Source organism: Serratia sp. 2880STDY5682894 (assembly GCF_001537385.1).
GTDB classification, from domain to species: Bacteria; Pseudomonadota; Gammaproteobacteria; order Enterobacterales; family Enterobacteriaceae; genus Serratia; species Serratia nevei.
Genome location: NZ_FCJA01000011.1, coordinates 63809 through 80769 on the forward strand (window position 1 = coordinate 63809; position 16961 = coordinate 80769).

General features: G+C 61.9%; 12 protein-coding genes. 10 read left to right on the forward strand and 2 right to left on the reverse strand.

Annotated features, from left to right (window positions below):
• Positions 1 to 238: 238 nt before the first annotated feature.
• The 6 genes from AWX27_RS21165 to baeR are packed head-to-tail and all read left to right on the forward strand — an operon-like array spanning position 239 to position 11212.
• The gene (locus AWX27_RS21165) at positions 239 to 1480 is read left to right on the forward strand and encodes an MdtA/MuxA family multidrug efflux RND transporter periplasmic adaptor subunit (RefSeq protein ID WP_060424862.1); all 1242 of its coding nucleotides are present in this window, start codon (positions 239 to 241) and stop codon (positions 1478 to 1480) included.
• On the forward strand, positions 1480 to 4599 hold the full coding sequence (locus tag AWX27_RS21170) for an MdtB/MuxB family multidrug efflux RND transporter permease subunit (RefSeq protein ID WP_060424865.1): 3120 nt from the start codon (positions 1480 to 1482) through the stop codon (positions 4597 to 4599). Before AWX27_RS21165 ends, AWX27_RS21170 begins: the two co-directional genes overlap by 1 nt.
• Entirely contained in the window at positions 4596 to 7676 is a 3081-nt protein-coding gene (gene mdtC / locus AWX27_RS21175; protein ID WP_060424867.1) for a multidrug efflux RND transporter permease subunit MdtC, read from the forward strand. The genes AWX27_RS21170 and mdtC overlap by 4 nt, the downstream gene beginning before the upstream one ends.
• Before the next feature lie 10 nt (positions 7677 to 7686).
• Positions 7687 to 9117, forward strand: coding sequence for an MFS transporter (locus AWX27_RS21180; RefSeq protein ID WP_060424869.1), 1431 nt, complete (start codon positions 7687 to 7689; stop codon positions 9115 to 9117).
• A complete protein-coding gene (gene baeS, locus AWX27_RS21185; RefSeq protein WP_060424871.1) occupies positions 9114 to 10496 on the forward strand; it encodes an envelope stress sensor histidine kinase BaeS in 1383 nt (460 codons plus the stop codon). The genes AWX27_RS21180 and baeS overlap by 4 nt, the downstream gene beginning before the upstream one ends.
• On the forward strand, positions 10496 to 11212 hold the full coding sequence (baeR, locus tag AWX27_RS21190; RefSeq protein ID WP_060424874.1) for an envelope stress response regulator BaeR: 717 nt from the start codon (positions 10496 to 10498) through the stop codon (positions 11210 to 11212). The genes baeS and baeR overlap by 1 nt, the downstream gene beginning before the upstream one ends.
• A gap of 4 nt (positions 11213 to 11216) precedes the next feature.
• Here baeR and AWX27_RS21195 read toward each other — a convergent pair whose 3' ends face one another.
• Together AWX27_RS21195 and AWX27_RS21200 are read right to left on the reverse strand one after the other, a co-directional pair.
• Positions 11217 to 11606 carry a type II toxin-antitoxin system VapC family toxin gene (locus AWX27_RS21195; protein WP_060424876.1) on the reverse strand — a complete coding sequence of 130 codons (390 nt, stop codon included), beginning with the start codon at positions 11604 to 11606 and terminating at the stop codon, positions 11217 to 11219.
• Between the two features lie 3 nt (positions 11607 to 11609).
• On the reverse strand, positions 11610 to 11873 hold the full coding sequence (locus tag AWX27_RS21200; RefSeq protein WP_049204860.1) for an antitoxin: 264 nt from the start codon (positions 11871 to 11873) through the stop codon (positions 11610 to 11612).
• 338 nt (positions 11874 to 12211) lie between these two features.
• Here AWX27_RS21200 and AWX27_RS21205 point away from each other — a divergent pair, with 338 nt between their 5' ends.
• From AWX27_RS21205 to manD, 4 genes are all read left to right on the forward strand, one after another.
• Positions 12212 to 12550 (forward strand): YegP family protein, encoded by a 339-nt coding sequence (locus AWX27_RS21205; protein WP_038873760.1) that lies wholly within the window; start codon positions 12212 to 12214, stop codon positions 12548 to 12550.
• A 301-nt stretch (positions 12551 to 12851) separates the two neighbouring features.
• Complete coding sequence (yegQ, locus tag AWX27_RS21210; RefSeq protein WP_060424878.1) at positions 12852 to 14204, forward strand: prephenate-dependent tRNA uridine(34) hydroxylase TrhP; 1353 nt, start codon at positions 12852 to 12854, stop codon at positions 14202 to 14204.
• Positions 14205 to 14670: 466 nt separating this feature from the next.
• Complete coding sequence (yegS, locus tag AWX27_RS21215; RefSeq protein ID WP_060424880.1) at positions 14671 to 15576, forward strand: lipid kinase YegS; 906 nt, start codon at positions 14671 to 14673, stop codon at positions 15574 to 15576.
• A 169-nt stretch (positions 15577 to 15745) separates the two neighbouring features.
• On the forward strand, positions 15746 to 16960 hold the full coding sequence (gene manD, locus AWX27_RS21220) for a D-mannonate dehydratase ManD (RefSeq protein ID WP_049213350.1): 1215 nt from the start codon (positions 15746 to 15748) through the stop codon (positions 16958 to 16960).
• Position 16961: the final 1 nt, after the last annotated feature.

Sequence of the window (16961 nt, forward strand, 5' to 3'; positions counted from 1 at the left end):
TAATTATTAGCGCCAAGTACAGAAAGTCGTTAAAACGCATTGGCTATAAGTTAAAACCCAACGCTTATAAACAGCGTAGGCAACAATCGTTAACTTATTCGGAAAATGCTGACGGTTCCTCCTTATTTCCTTCATTTTTATGCCGCTTTGGCTAGCTAAACTAGTATTCTGTAAGGAGTGTCACTTTTGTGGCAATGCGTGCCCGCACGGTTGTCCTCTGGAGAGAATTTTCGCCGCCATGAATGCAAAACCCCAACGTCGTTCCCTGATGCTGCGCCTGCTGGTTGCCGCCATCGTGGCCATTGTCGCCGTGCTGATTTGGCGTCATTTCAACGCCGCGCCGCCGGCCGCTGAAACACCGGCGGCAGCCCGCCCTGCCGGCGGTGCCAAAGGAGCGGCCACCGGTGGCAAACGCCGCGGCAATCTGTCGCCGGTTCAGGTGGCCACGGCCACGCAGCAATCCGTGCCGAGCTATCTGATCGGGCTGGGCACCGTCACCGCCGCCAATACCGTTACCGTCACCAGCCGGGTCGACGGCCAACTGATGGCCCTGCACTTCACCGAAGGGCAGCAGGTGAAAGCCGGCGATCTGCTGGCGGAAATCGATCCCCGGCCATTCCAGGTCCAGTTGACCCAGGCACAGGGGCAGCTGGCGAAGGATCAGGCGACGCTGGCCAACGCCCGGCGCGATCTGGCCCGCTACCAGCAACTGGTGAAAACCAATCTGGTCTCTCGCCAGGAGCTGGACACGCAGGCCTCGCTGGTGCAGCAGACCGAAGGGTCCATCAAGGCCGATCAGGGCGCGGTGGACAGCGCTCAGCTGCAGCTGACCTACAGCAAAATCATCGCCCCGATCTCCGGCCGCGTGGGCCTCAAACAGGTCGATATGGGCAACTACATCACCAGCGGCTCCACCGCCATCGTGGTGATCACGCAAACGCATCCGATCGACGTGGTGTTCACGCTGCCGGAAAGCACCATCAGCGACATCATGAAGGCGCAAAAGGCCGGCCCGGTCAGCGTCGAAGCCTGGGGGCGCACCAACAAGACCCTGTTGGCGCAGGGCAATCTGCTCAGCCTGGATAACCAGATAGACACCACCACCGGCACCATCAAGCTGAAGGCGCAGTACGCCAACCAGGACGACGCGCTGTTCCCCAATCAGTTCGTCAATGCGCGGCTGAAAGTCGCCACGTTGCAAAACGCCATCGTGGTGCCGACCGCCGCCGTGCAGATGGGCAACGAAGGCAACTTCGTCTGGACGATGGACGATGAGAATAAAGTCAGCAAACGCCTGGTCACCGTCGGCATTGAAGACAGCCAAAACGTGGTCATCGCCAGCGGCCTGAACGCCGGGCAACGCGTGGTGACCGACGGCATCGACCAACTGACGGAGGGCATGAAGGTTGAGGTGGTGACGCCGCAAACCAAAGCGGCCGGCGGCAACGCTACGCCGCACGCTAAGCGGGAGAAAGCCTGATGCAGGTGATGACGCCGAACCCCGGCGGCGGCCCGTCCCGCCTGTTTATTCTGCGCCCGGTCGCCACCACGCTGCTGATGGTGGCGATCCTGCTGGCGGGGATCATCGGCTACCGCGCGCTGCCGGTTTCCGCCCTGCCGGAAGTGGACTATCCGACCATTCAGGTGGTTACGCTGTACCCCGGCGCCAGCCCGGACGTGGTGACCTCCGCCATCACCGCGCCGCTGGAGCGCCAGTTCGGCCAGATGTCCGGCCTCAAGCAGATGCTGTCGCAGAACTCCGGCGGCGCCTCGGTGATCACCCTGCAGTTCCAGCTGGCGCTGTCGCTGGATATTGCCGAGCAGGAGGTGCAGGCGGCGATCAACTCCGCCACCAACCTGCTGCCGACCGATCTGCCCTATCCGCCAATCTACAGCAAGGTTAACCCCGCCGATCCGCCGATCCTGACGCTGGCCGTGACCTCCACCGCCATGCCGATGACGCAGGTGGAAGACATGGTGGAAACCCGCGTGGCGCAAAAAATTTCCCAGGTGACCGGCGTCGGTCTGGTCACCCTTTCCGGCGGCCAACGCCCGGCGGTACGCGTGAAGCTCAACGCGCCGGCCATGGCGGCCAACGGGCTCGACAGCGAAACCGTGCGCACCGCCATCACGGCCGCCAACGTCAACTCCGCCAAAGGCAGCCTGGACGGCCCGACCCGCTCGGTCACCCTGTCCGCCAACGATCAGATGAAGTCCGCCGATGAGTACCGGCGGCTGATCGTCGCCTACAAAAACGGCGCGCCGATCCGCCTGCAGGACATCGCCACCGTCGAACAGGGTGCGGAAAACACCCGGCTGGCGGCCTGGGCCAACAAGCAGCCGGCGATCGTGCTGAACATTCAGCGCCAGCCCGGCGTCAACGTCATCACCACCGCCGACAGCATTCGCGAAATGCTGCCGACGCTGATTAAAAGCCTGCCCAAGTCGGTCGACGTCAAAGTGCTGACCGATCGCACCACCACCATTCGCGCCTCGGTCAGCGACGTGCAGTTCGAGCTGCTGCTGGCGATCGCGCTGGTGGTGATGGTGATTTACGTGTTCCTGCGCAACGTGCCGGCAACCATTATCCCCAGCGTGGCGGTGCCGCTGTCGCTGGTCGGCACCTTCGCCGCCATGTACTTCCTCGGTTTCTCCATCAACAACCTGACGCTGATGGCGCTGACCATCGCCACCGGCTTCGTGGTGGACGACGCCATCGTGGTGATCGAGAACATCTCGCGCTACATCGAGAAAGGCGAAAAACCGCTCGACGCCGCGCTGAAAGGGGCCGGCGAAATCGGCTTCACCATCATCTCGCTGACCTTCTCGCTGGTGGCGGTGCTGATCCCGCTGCTGTTCATGGGCGACATCGTCGGCCGCCTGTTCCGCGAGTTCGCCGTGACGCTGGCGGTGGCGATTCTGATCTCCGCCGTGGTGTCGCTGACGCTGACGCCGATGATGTGCGCCCGTCTGTTGAGCCATGAGTCGTTGCGCAAGCAGAACCGTTTCTCCGCTGCCTCGGAGCGTTTCTTCGAACGCGTGATCGCCGGCTACGGCCGCTGGCTGAAAGTCGTGCTCGCCCACCAGTGGCTGACGCTGTGCGTGGCGTTGAGCACCCTGGCCGTCACCGTGCTGCTCTACCTGTTCATCCCCAAAGGCTTCTTCCCGATTCAGGACAACGGCCTGATCCAGGGCACGCTGGAAGCGCCGCAGTCGGTGTCGTTCAGCAAAATGGCGGGGCTGCAACAGCAGGTCGCCGCGCAGGTGCTGCAAGATCCGGCGGTAGAGAGCCTGACCTCGTTTATCGGCGTCGACGGCACCAACCCCGCCCTCAACAGCGGCCGGCTGCAGATCAACCTGAAGCCACTGAGCGAACGCAGCGACAGCCTGCAGACCATCATCGACCGGATGCAGGAGAAGGCGGCAGCGCTGCCCGGCCTGAAGCTCTATCTGCAACCGGTGCAAGATCTGACCATCGACACCCAGGTCAGCCGCACGCAGTACCAGTTCACCCTGCAGGCGATGTCCCTCGAGCAGCTCAGCCAATGGGTGCCGCAACTGATCGACGAACTGCGGCAGACGCCCGAGCTGCAGGACGTCAGCAGCGACTGGCAGGATCAGGGGCTGGAGGCCTATATCAACGTCGATCGCGACTCGGCGTCGCGCCTCGGCATCCAGATGAGCGACGTGGACAACGCGCTGTACAACGCCTTCGGCCAGCGCCTGATCTCCACCATCTACACCCAGGCCAACCAGTACCGCGTGGTGCTGGAGCATGACGTGCAGGCGACGCCGGGGCTGGCGGCGCTGAACGATATCCGCCTCACCAGCAGTACCGGCGCCGTGGTGCCGCTGAATACCCTCGCCAAAATCGAACAGCGCAACGGGCCGCTGGCGATCAACCACCTCGATCAGTTCCCGGCGACCACCGTCTCCTTCAACGTGGCGGAGGGCTACTCGCTGGAAGAAGCGGTCAACGCCATTACCCAGGTCGAGAAGACCCTGGCGATGCCGAAAGACATCACCACCAAATTCCAGGGCGCGACCCTGGCCTTCCAGGCGGCGCTCGGCAGCACGCTGTGGCTGATCCTGGCGGCGGTGGTGGCGATGTATATCGTGCTGGGCGTGCTGTATGAAAGCTTCATCCATCCGGTCACCATCCTCTCCACCCTGCCGACCGCCGGGGTTGGCGCGCTGCTGGCGCTGATGCTGGCGGGCAGCGAGCTGGACGTGATCGCCATCATCGGTATTATCCTGCTGATCGGCATCGTGAAGAAAAACGCCATCATGATGATCGACTTCGCCCTGGCCGCCGAACGCGAGCAGGGCATGAAGCCCTATGACGCCATCTATCAGGCCTGCCTGCTGCGTTTTAGGCCGATCCTGATGACCACGCTGGCCGCCCTGCTTGGCGCGCTGCCGCTGATGCTCAGCACCGGCGTCGGCGCAGAGCTGCGCCGGCCGCTCGGCATCTGCATGGTCGGCGGCCTGATCATGAGCCAGATCCTGACGCTGTTCACCACCCCGGTGATTTACCTGCTGTTCGATAAACTGGCGCGCAACACCCACGCCAAAGAAGAAGCGCGGGAGACACCGTGAAATTCTTCTCGCTGTTTATCTTCCGGCCGGTGGCCACCACCCTGCTGACGCTGGCTATCGCGCTGGCGGGCGCGCTGGGCTTCAGCCTGCTGCCCGTCGCGCCGCTGCCGCAGGTGGACTACCCGGTGATCTCCGTCACCGCAACCTTGCCGGGCGCCGATCCGGAAACCATGGCGACCTCGGTCGCCACCCCGCTGGAGCGCGCGCTCAGCCGCATCGCCGGGGTTAACGAAATGACTTCGATGAGCTCGCTCGGCAGCACCCGCGTGATCCTGCAGTTCGATCTCAGCCGCGACATCAACGGCGCGGCGCGCGACGTGCAGGCGGCGATCAACGCCGCGCAAAGCCTGCTGCCCTCCGGCATGCCGAGCCGCCCAACCTATCGGCAGATGAACCCGTCGGACGCACCGATCATGATCCTGACGCTCACCTCCGACACCTACAGCCAGGGGCAACTTTACGACTTCGCCTCCACCCAGCTGGCGCAGAAAATCGCCCAGACCGAGGGCGTCGGCGACGTCACCGTCGGCGGCAGCTCGCTGCCTGCGGTGCGGGTGGAGCTGAATCCTTCCGCGCTGTTTAACCAGGGCGTATCGCTGGACAGCGTGCGCCAGGCCATCAGCAACGCCAACCTGCGCACGCCGCTCGGCTCGGCCGAAAGCCAGGACAAGCGCTGGCAGATCCAGAGCAACGACCAGATCAAGAAGGCCGAGGGCTACAAGCCGCTGATCGTGCATTACAACAACGGCTCCGCCGTCCGGCTGAGCGACGTCGCCAACGTCATCGACTCGGTGCAGGACGTACGCAACGCCGGGATGACCAACGCCCAACCGGCGATCCTGCTGGTGGTCAGCCGCTCGCCGGACGCCAACATCATCGCCACCGTCGATCGCATCCGCGCCGAGCTGCCCGATCTGGAGGCCAGCATTCCGGCCTCGATCAAGCTGAACATCGCGCAGGATCGCTCGCCGACCATTCGCGCCTCGCTGGCGGAAGTGGAGCAATCGCTGGTCATCGCCATCGCGCTGGTGATCCTGGTGGTGTTCGCCTTCCTGCGCTCCGGCCGCGCCACGCTGATCCCCGCCGTCGCGGTGCCGGTGTCGTTGATCGGCACCTTCGCCGCCATGTACCTGTGCGGTTTCAGCCTCAACAACCTGTCGCTGATGGCGCTGACCATCGCCACCGGCTTCGTGGTGGACGACGCCATCGTAGTGCTGGAAAACATTTCCCGCCACGTGGAAGCCGGCATCAAGCCGCTGCAGGCGGCGCTGCAAGGGATACGCGAGGTCGGCTTTACCGTGCTTTCGATGAGCATGTCGCTGGTGGCGGTATTTATTCCGCTGCTGCTGATGGAGGGGCTGCCGGGGCGCCTGTTCCGCGAGTTCGCCGTTACCCTGTCGGTGTCTATCGGGCTGTCGCTGATCATCTCGCTGACGCTCACGCCGATGATGTGCGCCTACCTGCTGCGCCCGCAAACGGAACGCGCGCAGCAGCGCGTGCGCGGCTTCGGCAAGCTGTTGATGAAACTGCAGCAGGGCTACGGCCGCTCGCTGCACTGGGTGCTCGACCATGCCCGATGGGTGCTGGCGATCCTGCTGGCGACGGTGGCGCTGAACGTCTGGCTGTATATCAGCATCCCGAAAACCTTCTTCCCGGAACAGGATACCGGCCGTCTGATGGGGTCGATTCAGGCCGATCAGAGCATTTCGTTCCAGGCCATGCGCCAGAAACTGCAGGATTTCATGACCATCGTGCGCGACGATCCGGCGGTGGATAACGTCACCGGCTTCACCGGCGGTTCGCGCACCAACAGCGGTTCGATGTTCATCGCGCTTAAACCGCTGTCCGAACGCAAAGAGAGCGCGCAGCAGGTGATCGCTCGACTGCGCGCCAAGCTGGCGAAAGAGCCCGGCGCCAGCCTGTTCCTGATGGCGGTGCAGGATATCCGTGTCGGCGGCCGGCAGGCCAACGCCAGCTATCAGTACACGCTGCTGTCGGACGATTTGAGCGCCCTGCGCACCTGGGAGCCGAAAATCCGCACCGCGCTGGCCGCCCTGCCGGAGCTGGCGGACGTCAACTCGGATCAACAGGATAAAGGCTCGGAGATGGATCTGATTTACGATCGCGACACCATGTCGCGCCTCGGCATCTCGGTGTCCGACGCCAACAACCTGTTGAACAACGCCTTCGGCCAACGGCAGATCTCGACCATCTATCAGCCGCTAAACCAATACAAGGTGGTGATGGAAGTGGCGCCGCCCTACACCCAGGACGTGAGTTCGCTGGACAAAATGTTCATCATCAACAGCGAAGGCAAGGCGATACCGCTCTCCTATTTCGCGCATTGGCAGCCGGCCAATACGCCGCTGGCGGTCAACCACCAGGGGCTGTCCGCCGCCTCCACCATCTCGTTCAACCTGCCGCTCGGGGCCAGCCTCGGCGACGCCACCGACGCCGTCACCCGCGCCATGACCCAGCTCGGCGTACCGCCTACGGTGCGCGGCGCCTTCGCCGGCACCGCCCAAGTGTTTCAGGACACCCTGAAATCGCAGGTGATCCTGATCCTGGCGGCGATCGCCACGGTGTACATCGTGCTCGGCGTGCTGTACGAGAGCTATATCCATCCGCTGACCATCCTCTCCACGCTACCTTCCGCCGGCGTGGGCGCGCTGCTGGCGCTCGAGCTGTTCAGCGCGCCGTTCAGCCTGATTGCGCTGATCGGCATCATGCTGCTGATCGGCATCGTGAAGAAAAACGCCATCATGATGGTCGACTTCGCGCTCGAGGCGCAGCGCAACGGCGGCATCAGCGCCCGCGAGGCGATTTTCCAGGCCAGCCTGCTGCGTTTCCGGCCGATCATGATGACCACGCTGGCGGCGTTGTTCGGCGCGCTGCCGCTGGTGCTGGCCAGCGGCGACGGCGCGGAGCTGCGCCAGCCGCTCGGCATCACCATCGCCGGCGGTCTGGTGATGAGCCAGCTGCTGACGCTGTACACCACGCCGGTGGTCTATCTTTACTTCGACCGACTGCAGGCGAAGTTCCGCCGCAGTAAGCAACTGGCCCCGCTGCCCCATTAATGGCCGACCGATGCTGATGAAACACGCCGCCACGGTACGCTGGCAACTCTGGATAGTGGCATTCGGCTTCTTTATGCAGACGCTGGATACCACTATCGTCAACACCGCCCTGCCCTCGATGGCCGCCAGCCTGGGGGAGAACCCGCTGCGCATGCAGTCGGTGATCGTCTCCTATGTGCTGACGGTGGCGGTAACGCTGCCGGCCAGTGGCTGGCTGGCGGACAAGGTCGGCGTACAGCGGGTGTTTTTCAGCGCCATCGTGCTGTTCACCCTCGGCTCCATTCTCTGCGCCCGCTCGGAAACCCTGAACGAACTGATCGCCTCGCGCGTGATTCAGGGCATCGGCGGCGCGATGATGGTGCCGGTCGGCCGCCTGACGGTGATGAAGATCGTGCCGCGCGAGCAGTACATGGCGGCGATGACCTTCGTGACGCTGCCGGGCCAGATCGGCCCGCTGATGGGGCCGGCGCTGGGCGGCTTTCTGGTGCAATACGCCAGCTGGCACTGGATTTTCCTGATCAATATTCCGGTGGGCATCGTAGGCGCCATCGCCACGCTGCTGCTGATGCCCAACTACCAAATGCAGACCCGACGCTTCGACCTCAGCGGCTTTATCCTGCTGGCGATCGGCATGGCGTCGCTGACGCTGGCGCTCGACGGCCACAAGGGCATGGGGCTCTCCGGCAGCGCCATCGCCGGCCTGGTGGCGCTGGGCGTTGCGACGCTGTTGGGGTATGTTTGGCATGCCTACGGCAATAGCCGCGCCCTGTTCTCGCTGCGGCTGCTGCGCACCCCGACTTACAAGATCGGGCTGCTGGCCAGCCTGCTGGGGCGCATCGGCAGCGGCATGCTACCGTTCATGACGCCGCTGTTCCTGCAGGTGGGCATGGGTTTCACGCCGTTCCACGCCGGGCTGATGATGATCCCGATGATCATCGGCAGCATGGGCATGAAACGCATCGTGGTACAGGTGGTCAACCGCTTTGGCTACCGCAACGTGCTGGTGGCCGCCACGCTGCTGCTGGCGCTGGTCAGCCTGAGCTTCCTGTTGGCGGCGATGCTCGGCTGGCTGTGGCTGCTGCCGGTGGTGCTGTTCTTCCAGGGGATGGTCAACTCGCTGCGCTTCTCGGCGATGAACACCCTGACGCTGAAAGACCTGCCGGATCGGCTGGCCAGCAGCGGCAATAGCCTGTTGTCGATGGTCATGCAGCTGTCGATGAGCCTTGGCGTCAGCGTTGCCGGCATCTTGATCGGCAGCTTCGCCCATCACCAGGTGGTAGCCGACAGCCCGGCCATCCACAGCGCATTTATTTACAGCTACTGCTGTATGGCGTTGATTATCGCTCTGCCCGCATTGGCCTTCGCGCGCGTGCCGGCCGATAGCGCGCCCAACCGCACGCTGACCAAAGAGCCGGGTACCGGTTCAACGAGGTTGCAATGAAGATAGGCATTACCGGGAAACTGTTCCTGGCCATTTTCGCCACCTGCATGCTGGTGCTGATCACCATGCATTGGGGGGTGCGCGTCAGCTTTGAACGCGGCTTTATCGACTACATCAAACACAGCAACGAGCAGCGCATCAATATGCTGAGTGAAGCGCTGGAGGAACAGTACAGCCACCACGGCAACTGGGTGTTCCTGCGCAACAACGATCAGGTGGTCTACCAGATCATGCGTTCGTTCGAGCAAAACAGCGACAGCAGCCACAACCTGCCGCCCAAGGGTTGGCGCACCCAGTTTTGGGTGGTGGACAGCCAGTTCAATCGGCTGGTCGGGCATTCGGGTCCCTTGCCGAAAGAGGGGCCGCGCCACCCGATCCGCTACAACAACGAGATCGTTGGCTGGGTGATCACCACCCCGGTCGAGCGCCTGACGCGCAATACCGACATCAACTTCGATCGCCAGCAGCGGCGCACCAGCTGGATTATCGTCGCGCTCTCCACCCTGTTGGCGGCGGCGGTGACCTGGCTGCTGTCACGCGGCATGCTGGCCCCGGTCAAGCGCCTGGTGGCGGGCACCCACCGCCTGGCGGCGGGGGATTTCACCACCCGCGTGGCGGTCAGCAGCCAGGATGAACTGGGCCGGCTGGCGCACGACTTCAACCAGCTGGCCACCTCGCTGGAAAAAAACGAGCAGATGCGCCGCGCCTTTATGGCCGACGTATCGCACGAGCTGCGCACGCCGCTGGCGGTGCTGCGCGGCGAGCTGGAGGCGCTGCAGGACGGCGTGCGGCAGCCGACGCCGGCGTCGCTCAGTTCGCTGCAGGCCGAGGTGTCTACCCTGACCAAATTGGTCGACGATCTGCACCAGCTGTCGCTCTCCGATCTCGGCGCGCTGGCCTATCGCAAATCGTCGGTGGACTGCGTGCACCTGCTGCAGATCGCCGTCGCCGCCTTCCGCGAACGCTTCCGCGCCAAAGGGCTGGAGATCGTCACCCATCTGCCGGCCCAGGCGCCGCTGTTCGGCGATCCAGATCGCCTGAACCAGCTGTTCAATAACCTGCTGGAAAACAGCCTGCGCTACACCGACGCCGGCGGCCGATTGGAAATCAGCGCCGAGCTGCAGCCGGGGCGGCTGTTCCTCTACTGGCAGGACAGCGCGCCGGGCATCAGCGATCAGCAACTAACGCGCATTTTCGAACGTTTCTACCGGGCGGAAGGCTCGCGTAACCGTGCCAGCGGCGGTTCCGGGCTGGGGCTGGCGATCTGCCACAACATCGTGGAAGCCCACGACGGGAAAATCCGCGCCGAGCATTCGCCTTTAGGCGGCGTGCGCATTACAGTAGAACTTGCTACCCCGATAAAAAATAAGGCGCCCTGATGGACATTCAGAATCACCCCGTGCAGATCATGATTGTTGAAGATGAGCCCAAGCTGGGCCAGCTGCTGGTGGACTATCTGCAGGCGGCGGGTTACGCCACCCGCTGGCTGACCAACGGCAACGAAGTGGTGCCGACCGTGCATCAGCATCCGCCGGCGCTGATTTTGCTCGACCTGATGTTGCCGGGTGCCGACGGCCTGACGGTGTGCCGCGAGCTGCGCCGCTTCAGCGAGGTGCCTATCGTGATGGTGACGGCGAAAATCGAAGAGATCGATCGCCTGCTGGGGCTGGAGATCGGCGCCGACGATTACATCTGCAAACCCTACAGCCCGCGCGAAGTGGTGGCGCGGGTGAAAACCATTCTGCGCCGCAGCTATCGGCCGCAGGAGAGCGCGCGGGAAGATGACCTGCTGCACATCGATGAGCCGCGTTTCCAGGCCAGCTATCAGGGGCAGTTGCTGGATCTGACGCCGGCGGAATTCCGCCTGCTGAAAACGCTGGCCAGCCAGCCGGGCAACGTGTTTTCACGCGAGCAGCTGCTGAACAACCTGTATGACGACTATCGGGTGGTCACCGATCGCACCATCGACAGCCACATCAAAAACCTGCGCCGCAAGCTGGAACTGATCGACGGGGAAAAATCTTTTATTCGCTCGGTATACGGTGTGGGATACCGCTGGGAGGCCGAGCCCTGCCGGCTGGTGAATGGGGTTTAGGGGATCATCGCGTCCAGTCTTCAACCGCCAACCCGGGCACCATGGCGAATGCGCGATCGTTGGTCACCAGCGTCGCGCCACGGCTCTGCGCGTGAGCGGCGATCAGTTGATCCAGCGCGCCCATGATTTTGCCCTTTCTCTCCATGTTCGCGCGCATTTCACCGTAGCAGCGGGCGGCCTCGCTATCCCATGCATAGACCGTCACCGCGGCAAGAAAGGCCTCGACCATGCTTTGCAACGCCTTGTTCCGCCGTTTAGCCACACCGTAAAGCAGTTCCGCCTCCGTGACGCTGGAAATGCACACGGCAGAAGGCGGAAGCTTTTCCATGATGCTTAGCACCTGCGGATGCTGCCGAAACAGGTGGCCGACGGTGTTGGTATCAAACATGTACATCGCCTACTCTTCCTCTGAGAAAGGATCGCGCTCTGCAACCCCTTGCTGACGATCTTCCGCGCCAAGAAACTCTTGCGGTACCGGCGTTTGGGCGATAATGCTCAGCAGCGGTGCCCAGCTGTCCGGCTTTGCCGGATATTTGGATAAAATCACGTTTCCCTCCCGATCGCGACGGATATACACACGATCCGTATCAAATTCAAATTCCACCGGTAACCTCACCGCCTGATTTCTGCCGTTTTTAAACAGCTTTGCGATTCTTTCCATCTCGACACCTCCACAGCAGGCATAGGCCAAAGCATATGCCTGTAGCGTGTCGATGCCAAGATGTATCGCTCACTTTTCACTCACCTTTACGTAGCGGGCAAACGGTAACGCGCAATGCTGCTCGATGAAACCACGTAATTGTCATTATGCGGCGCACTGCGCAATCACCGCGCCTTCCCTTAGCTTCCCGTGCGGCGCCGGAATTCTCGGATGAAAACTCCGCGCCGGCGCAAGAAAACTGCGCATTTTTTAGACTAATCTGCTGTGAGGTTTAGCCGCCGATTTTCAAGCGATTGGCTACACTTACATCACGAATCGGAACCTACAGGAGAAGAACCATGGCAATCGGTCATTACGAGCTGAAAAAAGCAAAGAACGGACAGTACCACTTCAACCTGAAAGCCAGTAACGGCGAGATCATTCTGGCCAGCGAGATGTACGCCAGCAAAGCGTCGGCGGAGAACGGCATCGCCTCGGTGCAGACCAATGCGCCGCACGAAGCGCAGTTTGAACTGAAGCACAGCACCAGCAATCAGCCCTATTTTGTGCTGAAGGCCAAGAACCATCAGGTGATCGGCGTCAGCGAAATGTACAGCTCGGAAAGCGCAGCCAAAAACGGTATCCAGTCGGTGATGAAAAACGGCCCGACCACCGATATCCGCGATTTGAGCGCCTGATCCCCCGTGTCGCCCGCGCGGTGGCCGCCATCGCGCGTTTTCCGTTTGACCGGGATCAATCTCCCTTGAATAAATCCGGTTAACTGCTGATTTCTTGCCGCGCTGCGGCTACAATCCCCCGCTTTTACTGCGCCATCTGGGGCGCGATATACCCACTGGCTTTCATACGGCAGCCAGGCGGCAAGTTCGTGAGTCTCCAGGAGCTTGTTCAACCAAGTGACTGGAGTGAGCGAATGCAGCCAACAACGCTGCAGTTCGAAAGACAGAGGTATACTGACCTGAAATCAGACCGAGACACACTATGTTTACACCGGAACTTCTCTCCCCGGCCGGAACGCTGAAAAACATGCGTTACGCCTTCGCCTATGGCGCCGATGCGGTTTACGCCGGCCAGCCGCGCTACAGCCTGCGGGTGCGCAACAACGAATTCAACCACGAGAATCTGGCGCAGGGCATCAATGAAGCCCATGCGCTGGGCAAAAAATTCTACGTGGTGGTGAACATCGCCCCGCACAACGCCAAGTTGAAAACCTTCCTGCGCGATCTGAAGCCGGTTATCGATATGGGCCCGGATGCGCTGATCATGTCCGATCCCGGCCTTATCATGATGGTGCGCGAAGCCTTCCCGCAGATGGACATCCACCTGTCGGTGCAGGCCAACGCCGTTAACTGGGCGACGGTGAAGTTCTGGAAGCAAATGGGCCTGACCCGCGTGATCCTCTCGCGCGAGCTGTCGCTGGAAGAGATCGCCGAGATCCGCGCCGAAGTGCCGGACATGGAGCTGGAGATCTTCGTCCACGGCGCGCTGTGCATGGCCTACTCCGGCCGCTGCCTGCTGTCGGGCTATATCAACAAGCGCGATCCCAACCAGGGCACCTGCACCAACGCCTGCCGCTGGCAGTATAAGGCTGAAGAAGGCAAAGAGGACGACACCGGCAATATCGTGCACCTGCACGAGCCGATCCCGGTGCAAACCGTCGAGCCGACGCTGGGCATCGGCGCGCCGACCGACAAGGTGTTCATGCTGTCTGAAGCGCAAAAACCAGGCGAATATATGAGCGCCTTCGAAGACGAGCACGGCACCTATATCATGAACTCCAAGGATCTGCGCGCCATCCAGCACGTGGAGCGTCTGACGCAGCTCGGCGTGCACTCGCTGAAGATCGAAGGCCGCACCAAGTCCTTCTACTACTGCGCCCGCACCGCCCAGGTCTACCGCCGCGCCATCGACGACGCGGCCGCCGGCAAACCCTTCGATCCGACCCTGCTTACCACGCTGGAAGGCCTGGCGCACCGCGGCTACACCGAAGGCTTCCTGCGCCGCCACGTGCACGAAGCGCAGCAGAATTACGACTACGGCTCCTCGCTCTCCGAGCGCCAGCAGTTCGTCGGCGAATTCACCGGCGTGCGCCGCGATGGCTGGGCGGAGGTCGACGTGAAGAATAAGTTCTCACTCGGCGACAGCGTCGAGATGATGACGCCGGGCGGCAACGTGGTCTTCACCCTCGAAAGCATGCAAAATAAGAAAGGCGAACCGATTGAGGTGGCGCCGGGCAACGGCCATATCGTTTATTTGCCGATCCCGCAGGATATCGATCTCAATTATGCGTTGCTGATCCGCAATTTGGCGGAAGAAAATAGCGCCGGGGCATAAAAATGAATCGCCGTCATTCGGCGGCGATTTTTAGCAAATATTAGAATTGGATCACATCAATGTGCGCGCAGCTTGGTTACTATCACGCTGCTTAAAACGAACAACGAAAATATTTGCATAGCAATACTAGGAACCACCTCCTTAGCCGGCCCAATCTCCCTTGGGCTGGCTTTTTCTTTATGGGCTCGCCTATTTTTTTCGCTGCGCCTATTTCCATAACTTATTCTCGTTATCCGTTTTAATAATAATAATCACGCCGCTTCGATATATAAATAACGCTACAGCGATTAATCCTCTCGTCTTTAAAACCTGGCTTATTTCCGCGTAAAATTCAGATAAATTCGCCTTGCTTCATATTCACTGAACGCCGGGGAATAACCAGAATTAGCTGAATATTCTGATGGCCTGGTGGCGGCAGCTGGTTTATCTTGAGGCATTCTTGGTTTTCCGCCGGAGGAGATCGGCAATGCCTCAACACTCACATGCGCCCGCCCTGCTTATTCTCAACGGCAAAGGCGCCGGTAACGAAGAGCTGCGTCAGGCGGTCAAACGCCTGCGCGCAGAACGCATCACGCTGCACGTGCGCGTCACCTGGGAACACGGCGACGCCGCGCGCTACGTCGCGGAAGCCGCACAGCTCGGCGTCGGCACCGTCGTCGCCGGCGGCGGTGACGGCACCATCAACGAAGTGGCGGCCGCGCTGGTGCAACTGCCGGCGCACAACCGGCCGGTGCTGGGCATCCTGCCGCTCGGCACCGCCAACGATTTCGCCATGGCCTGCAATATTCCCCCGTCGCCGGAACAGGCGCTGCAGCTGGCGATCAAGGGCCGCTCGGTGCCGATCGATCTGGCCAAGGTCAACGGCGAGCGCTACTTCATCAACATGGCCACCGGCGGCTTCGGCACCCGCATCACCACCGAAACGCCGGAGAAGCTGAAGGCGGCATTGGGCGGCGTGTCCTACTTCGTGCACGGCTTGCTGCGCATGGATACGCTGCAGGCCGACCGCTGTGAAATTCGCGGGCCGGACTTCCGCTGGGCCGGCGAGGCGCTGGTGATCGGCATCGGCAACGGCAAACAGGCCGGCGGCGGCCAGGAGCTGTGCCCCAGCGCGCTGATCAACGACGGCCTGCTGCAGCTGCGCCTGCTGATCGCCGATGAACTGCTGCCGGCGCTGGTCGCCGCCCTGTTCAACGACGAAGAGAGCAACAGCATCCTCAGCGCAGCGCTGCCGTGGCTCGAGATCGACGCGCCGCATGAGATGACTTTCAACCTCGACGGCGAGCCGCTCAAAGGCCGTCATTTCCGCATCGAAGTGTTGCCGCAGGCCATCGAATGCCGCCTGCCGCCTAACTGCGCCCTGCTGGGCTGACCTTGTCGGGCGCAGCCGCTGCGCCCCGCTTCTTCCCCCTCCGCTTACCCGCTTCCGCTCGCGATCAAATGTGATCCTCTCCGGCAAATTCATTAATTCATACTTGTATGGTAGTTAGTTCATGGCGTATTTTCGCGCTATCTCTCCGCAGCTACAGGATGTGAAGGTTATGAAAATCGTCAACGCCGAGGTGTTCGTCACCTGCCCGGGGCGCAACTTTGTCACGCTGAAGATCACCACCGATGACGGCATCGTCGGCCTCGGTGACGCCACGCTGAACGGGCGTGAACTGTCGGTGGCCTCTTACCTGAAAGATCACCTCTGCCCGCAGCTGATCGGCCGCGACGCGCAGCGGATCGAAGACCTCTGGCAATTCTTCTACAAAGGCGCTTACTGGCGGCGCGGCCCGGTGACCATGTCGGCCATTTCCGCCGTCGACATGGCGCTGTGGGACATCAAGGCCAAGGCCGCCAACATGCCGCTGTACCAGCTGTTGGGCGGCGCGTCGCGTTCGGGGGTGATGGTGTATTGCCACACCACCGGCCACTCGATCGACGAGGTGCTCGACGACTACGCCAAACATAAAGAGCAAGGCTTCAAGGCCATCCGCGTTCAATGCGGCGTGCCGGGCATGAAAACCACCTACGGCATGGCCAAGGGCAAAGGCCAGGCCTATGAGCCGGCCACCAAGGGCGACTGGCCGGAAGAGCAGCTGTGGTCGACGGAAAAATACCTCGATTTCACCCCCAAACTGTTCGACGCGGTGCGCAACAGGTTCGGCTTCAACGAGCACCTGCTGCACGACATGCACCACCGCCTGACGCCGATCGAAGCGGCGCGCTTCGGCAAAAGCGCCGAGCCGTATCGCCTGTTCTGGATGGAAGATCCGACGCCGGCGGAAAACCAGGCCTGTTTCCGCCTGATTCGCCAGCATACCGTCACGCCGATCGCCGTCGGCGAGGTGTTCAACAGCATCTGGGACTGCAAACAGCTGATTGAAGAGCAGCTTATCGACTATATCCGCACCACCCTGACGCACGCGGGCGGCATTACCGGCATGCGGCGCATCGCCGACTTCGCCTCGCTGTATCAGGTGCGCACCGGCTCCCACGGCCCTTCCGATCTGTCGCCGATCTGCATGGCGGCAGCGCTGCATTTCGATCTGTGGGTGCCGAATTTCGGCGTGCAGGAATACATGGGCTATTCCGAGCAGATGCTCGAGGTGTTCCCGCACAGCTGGACGTTCGACGACGGCTATATGCATCCGGGCGACAAGCCGGGCATCGGCATCGAGTTCGATGAGAAGCTGGCGGCCCGTTACCCGTATGAACCGGCCTATCTGCCGGTCGCGCGTCTGGAGGATGGCACCTTATGGAACTGGTAAA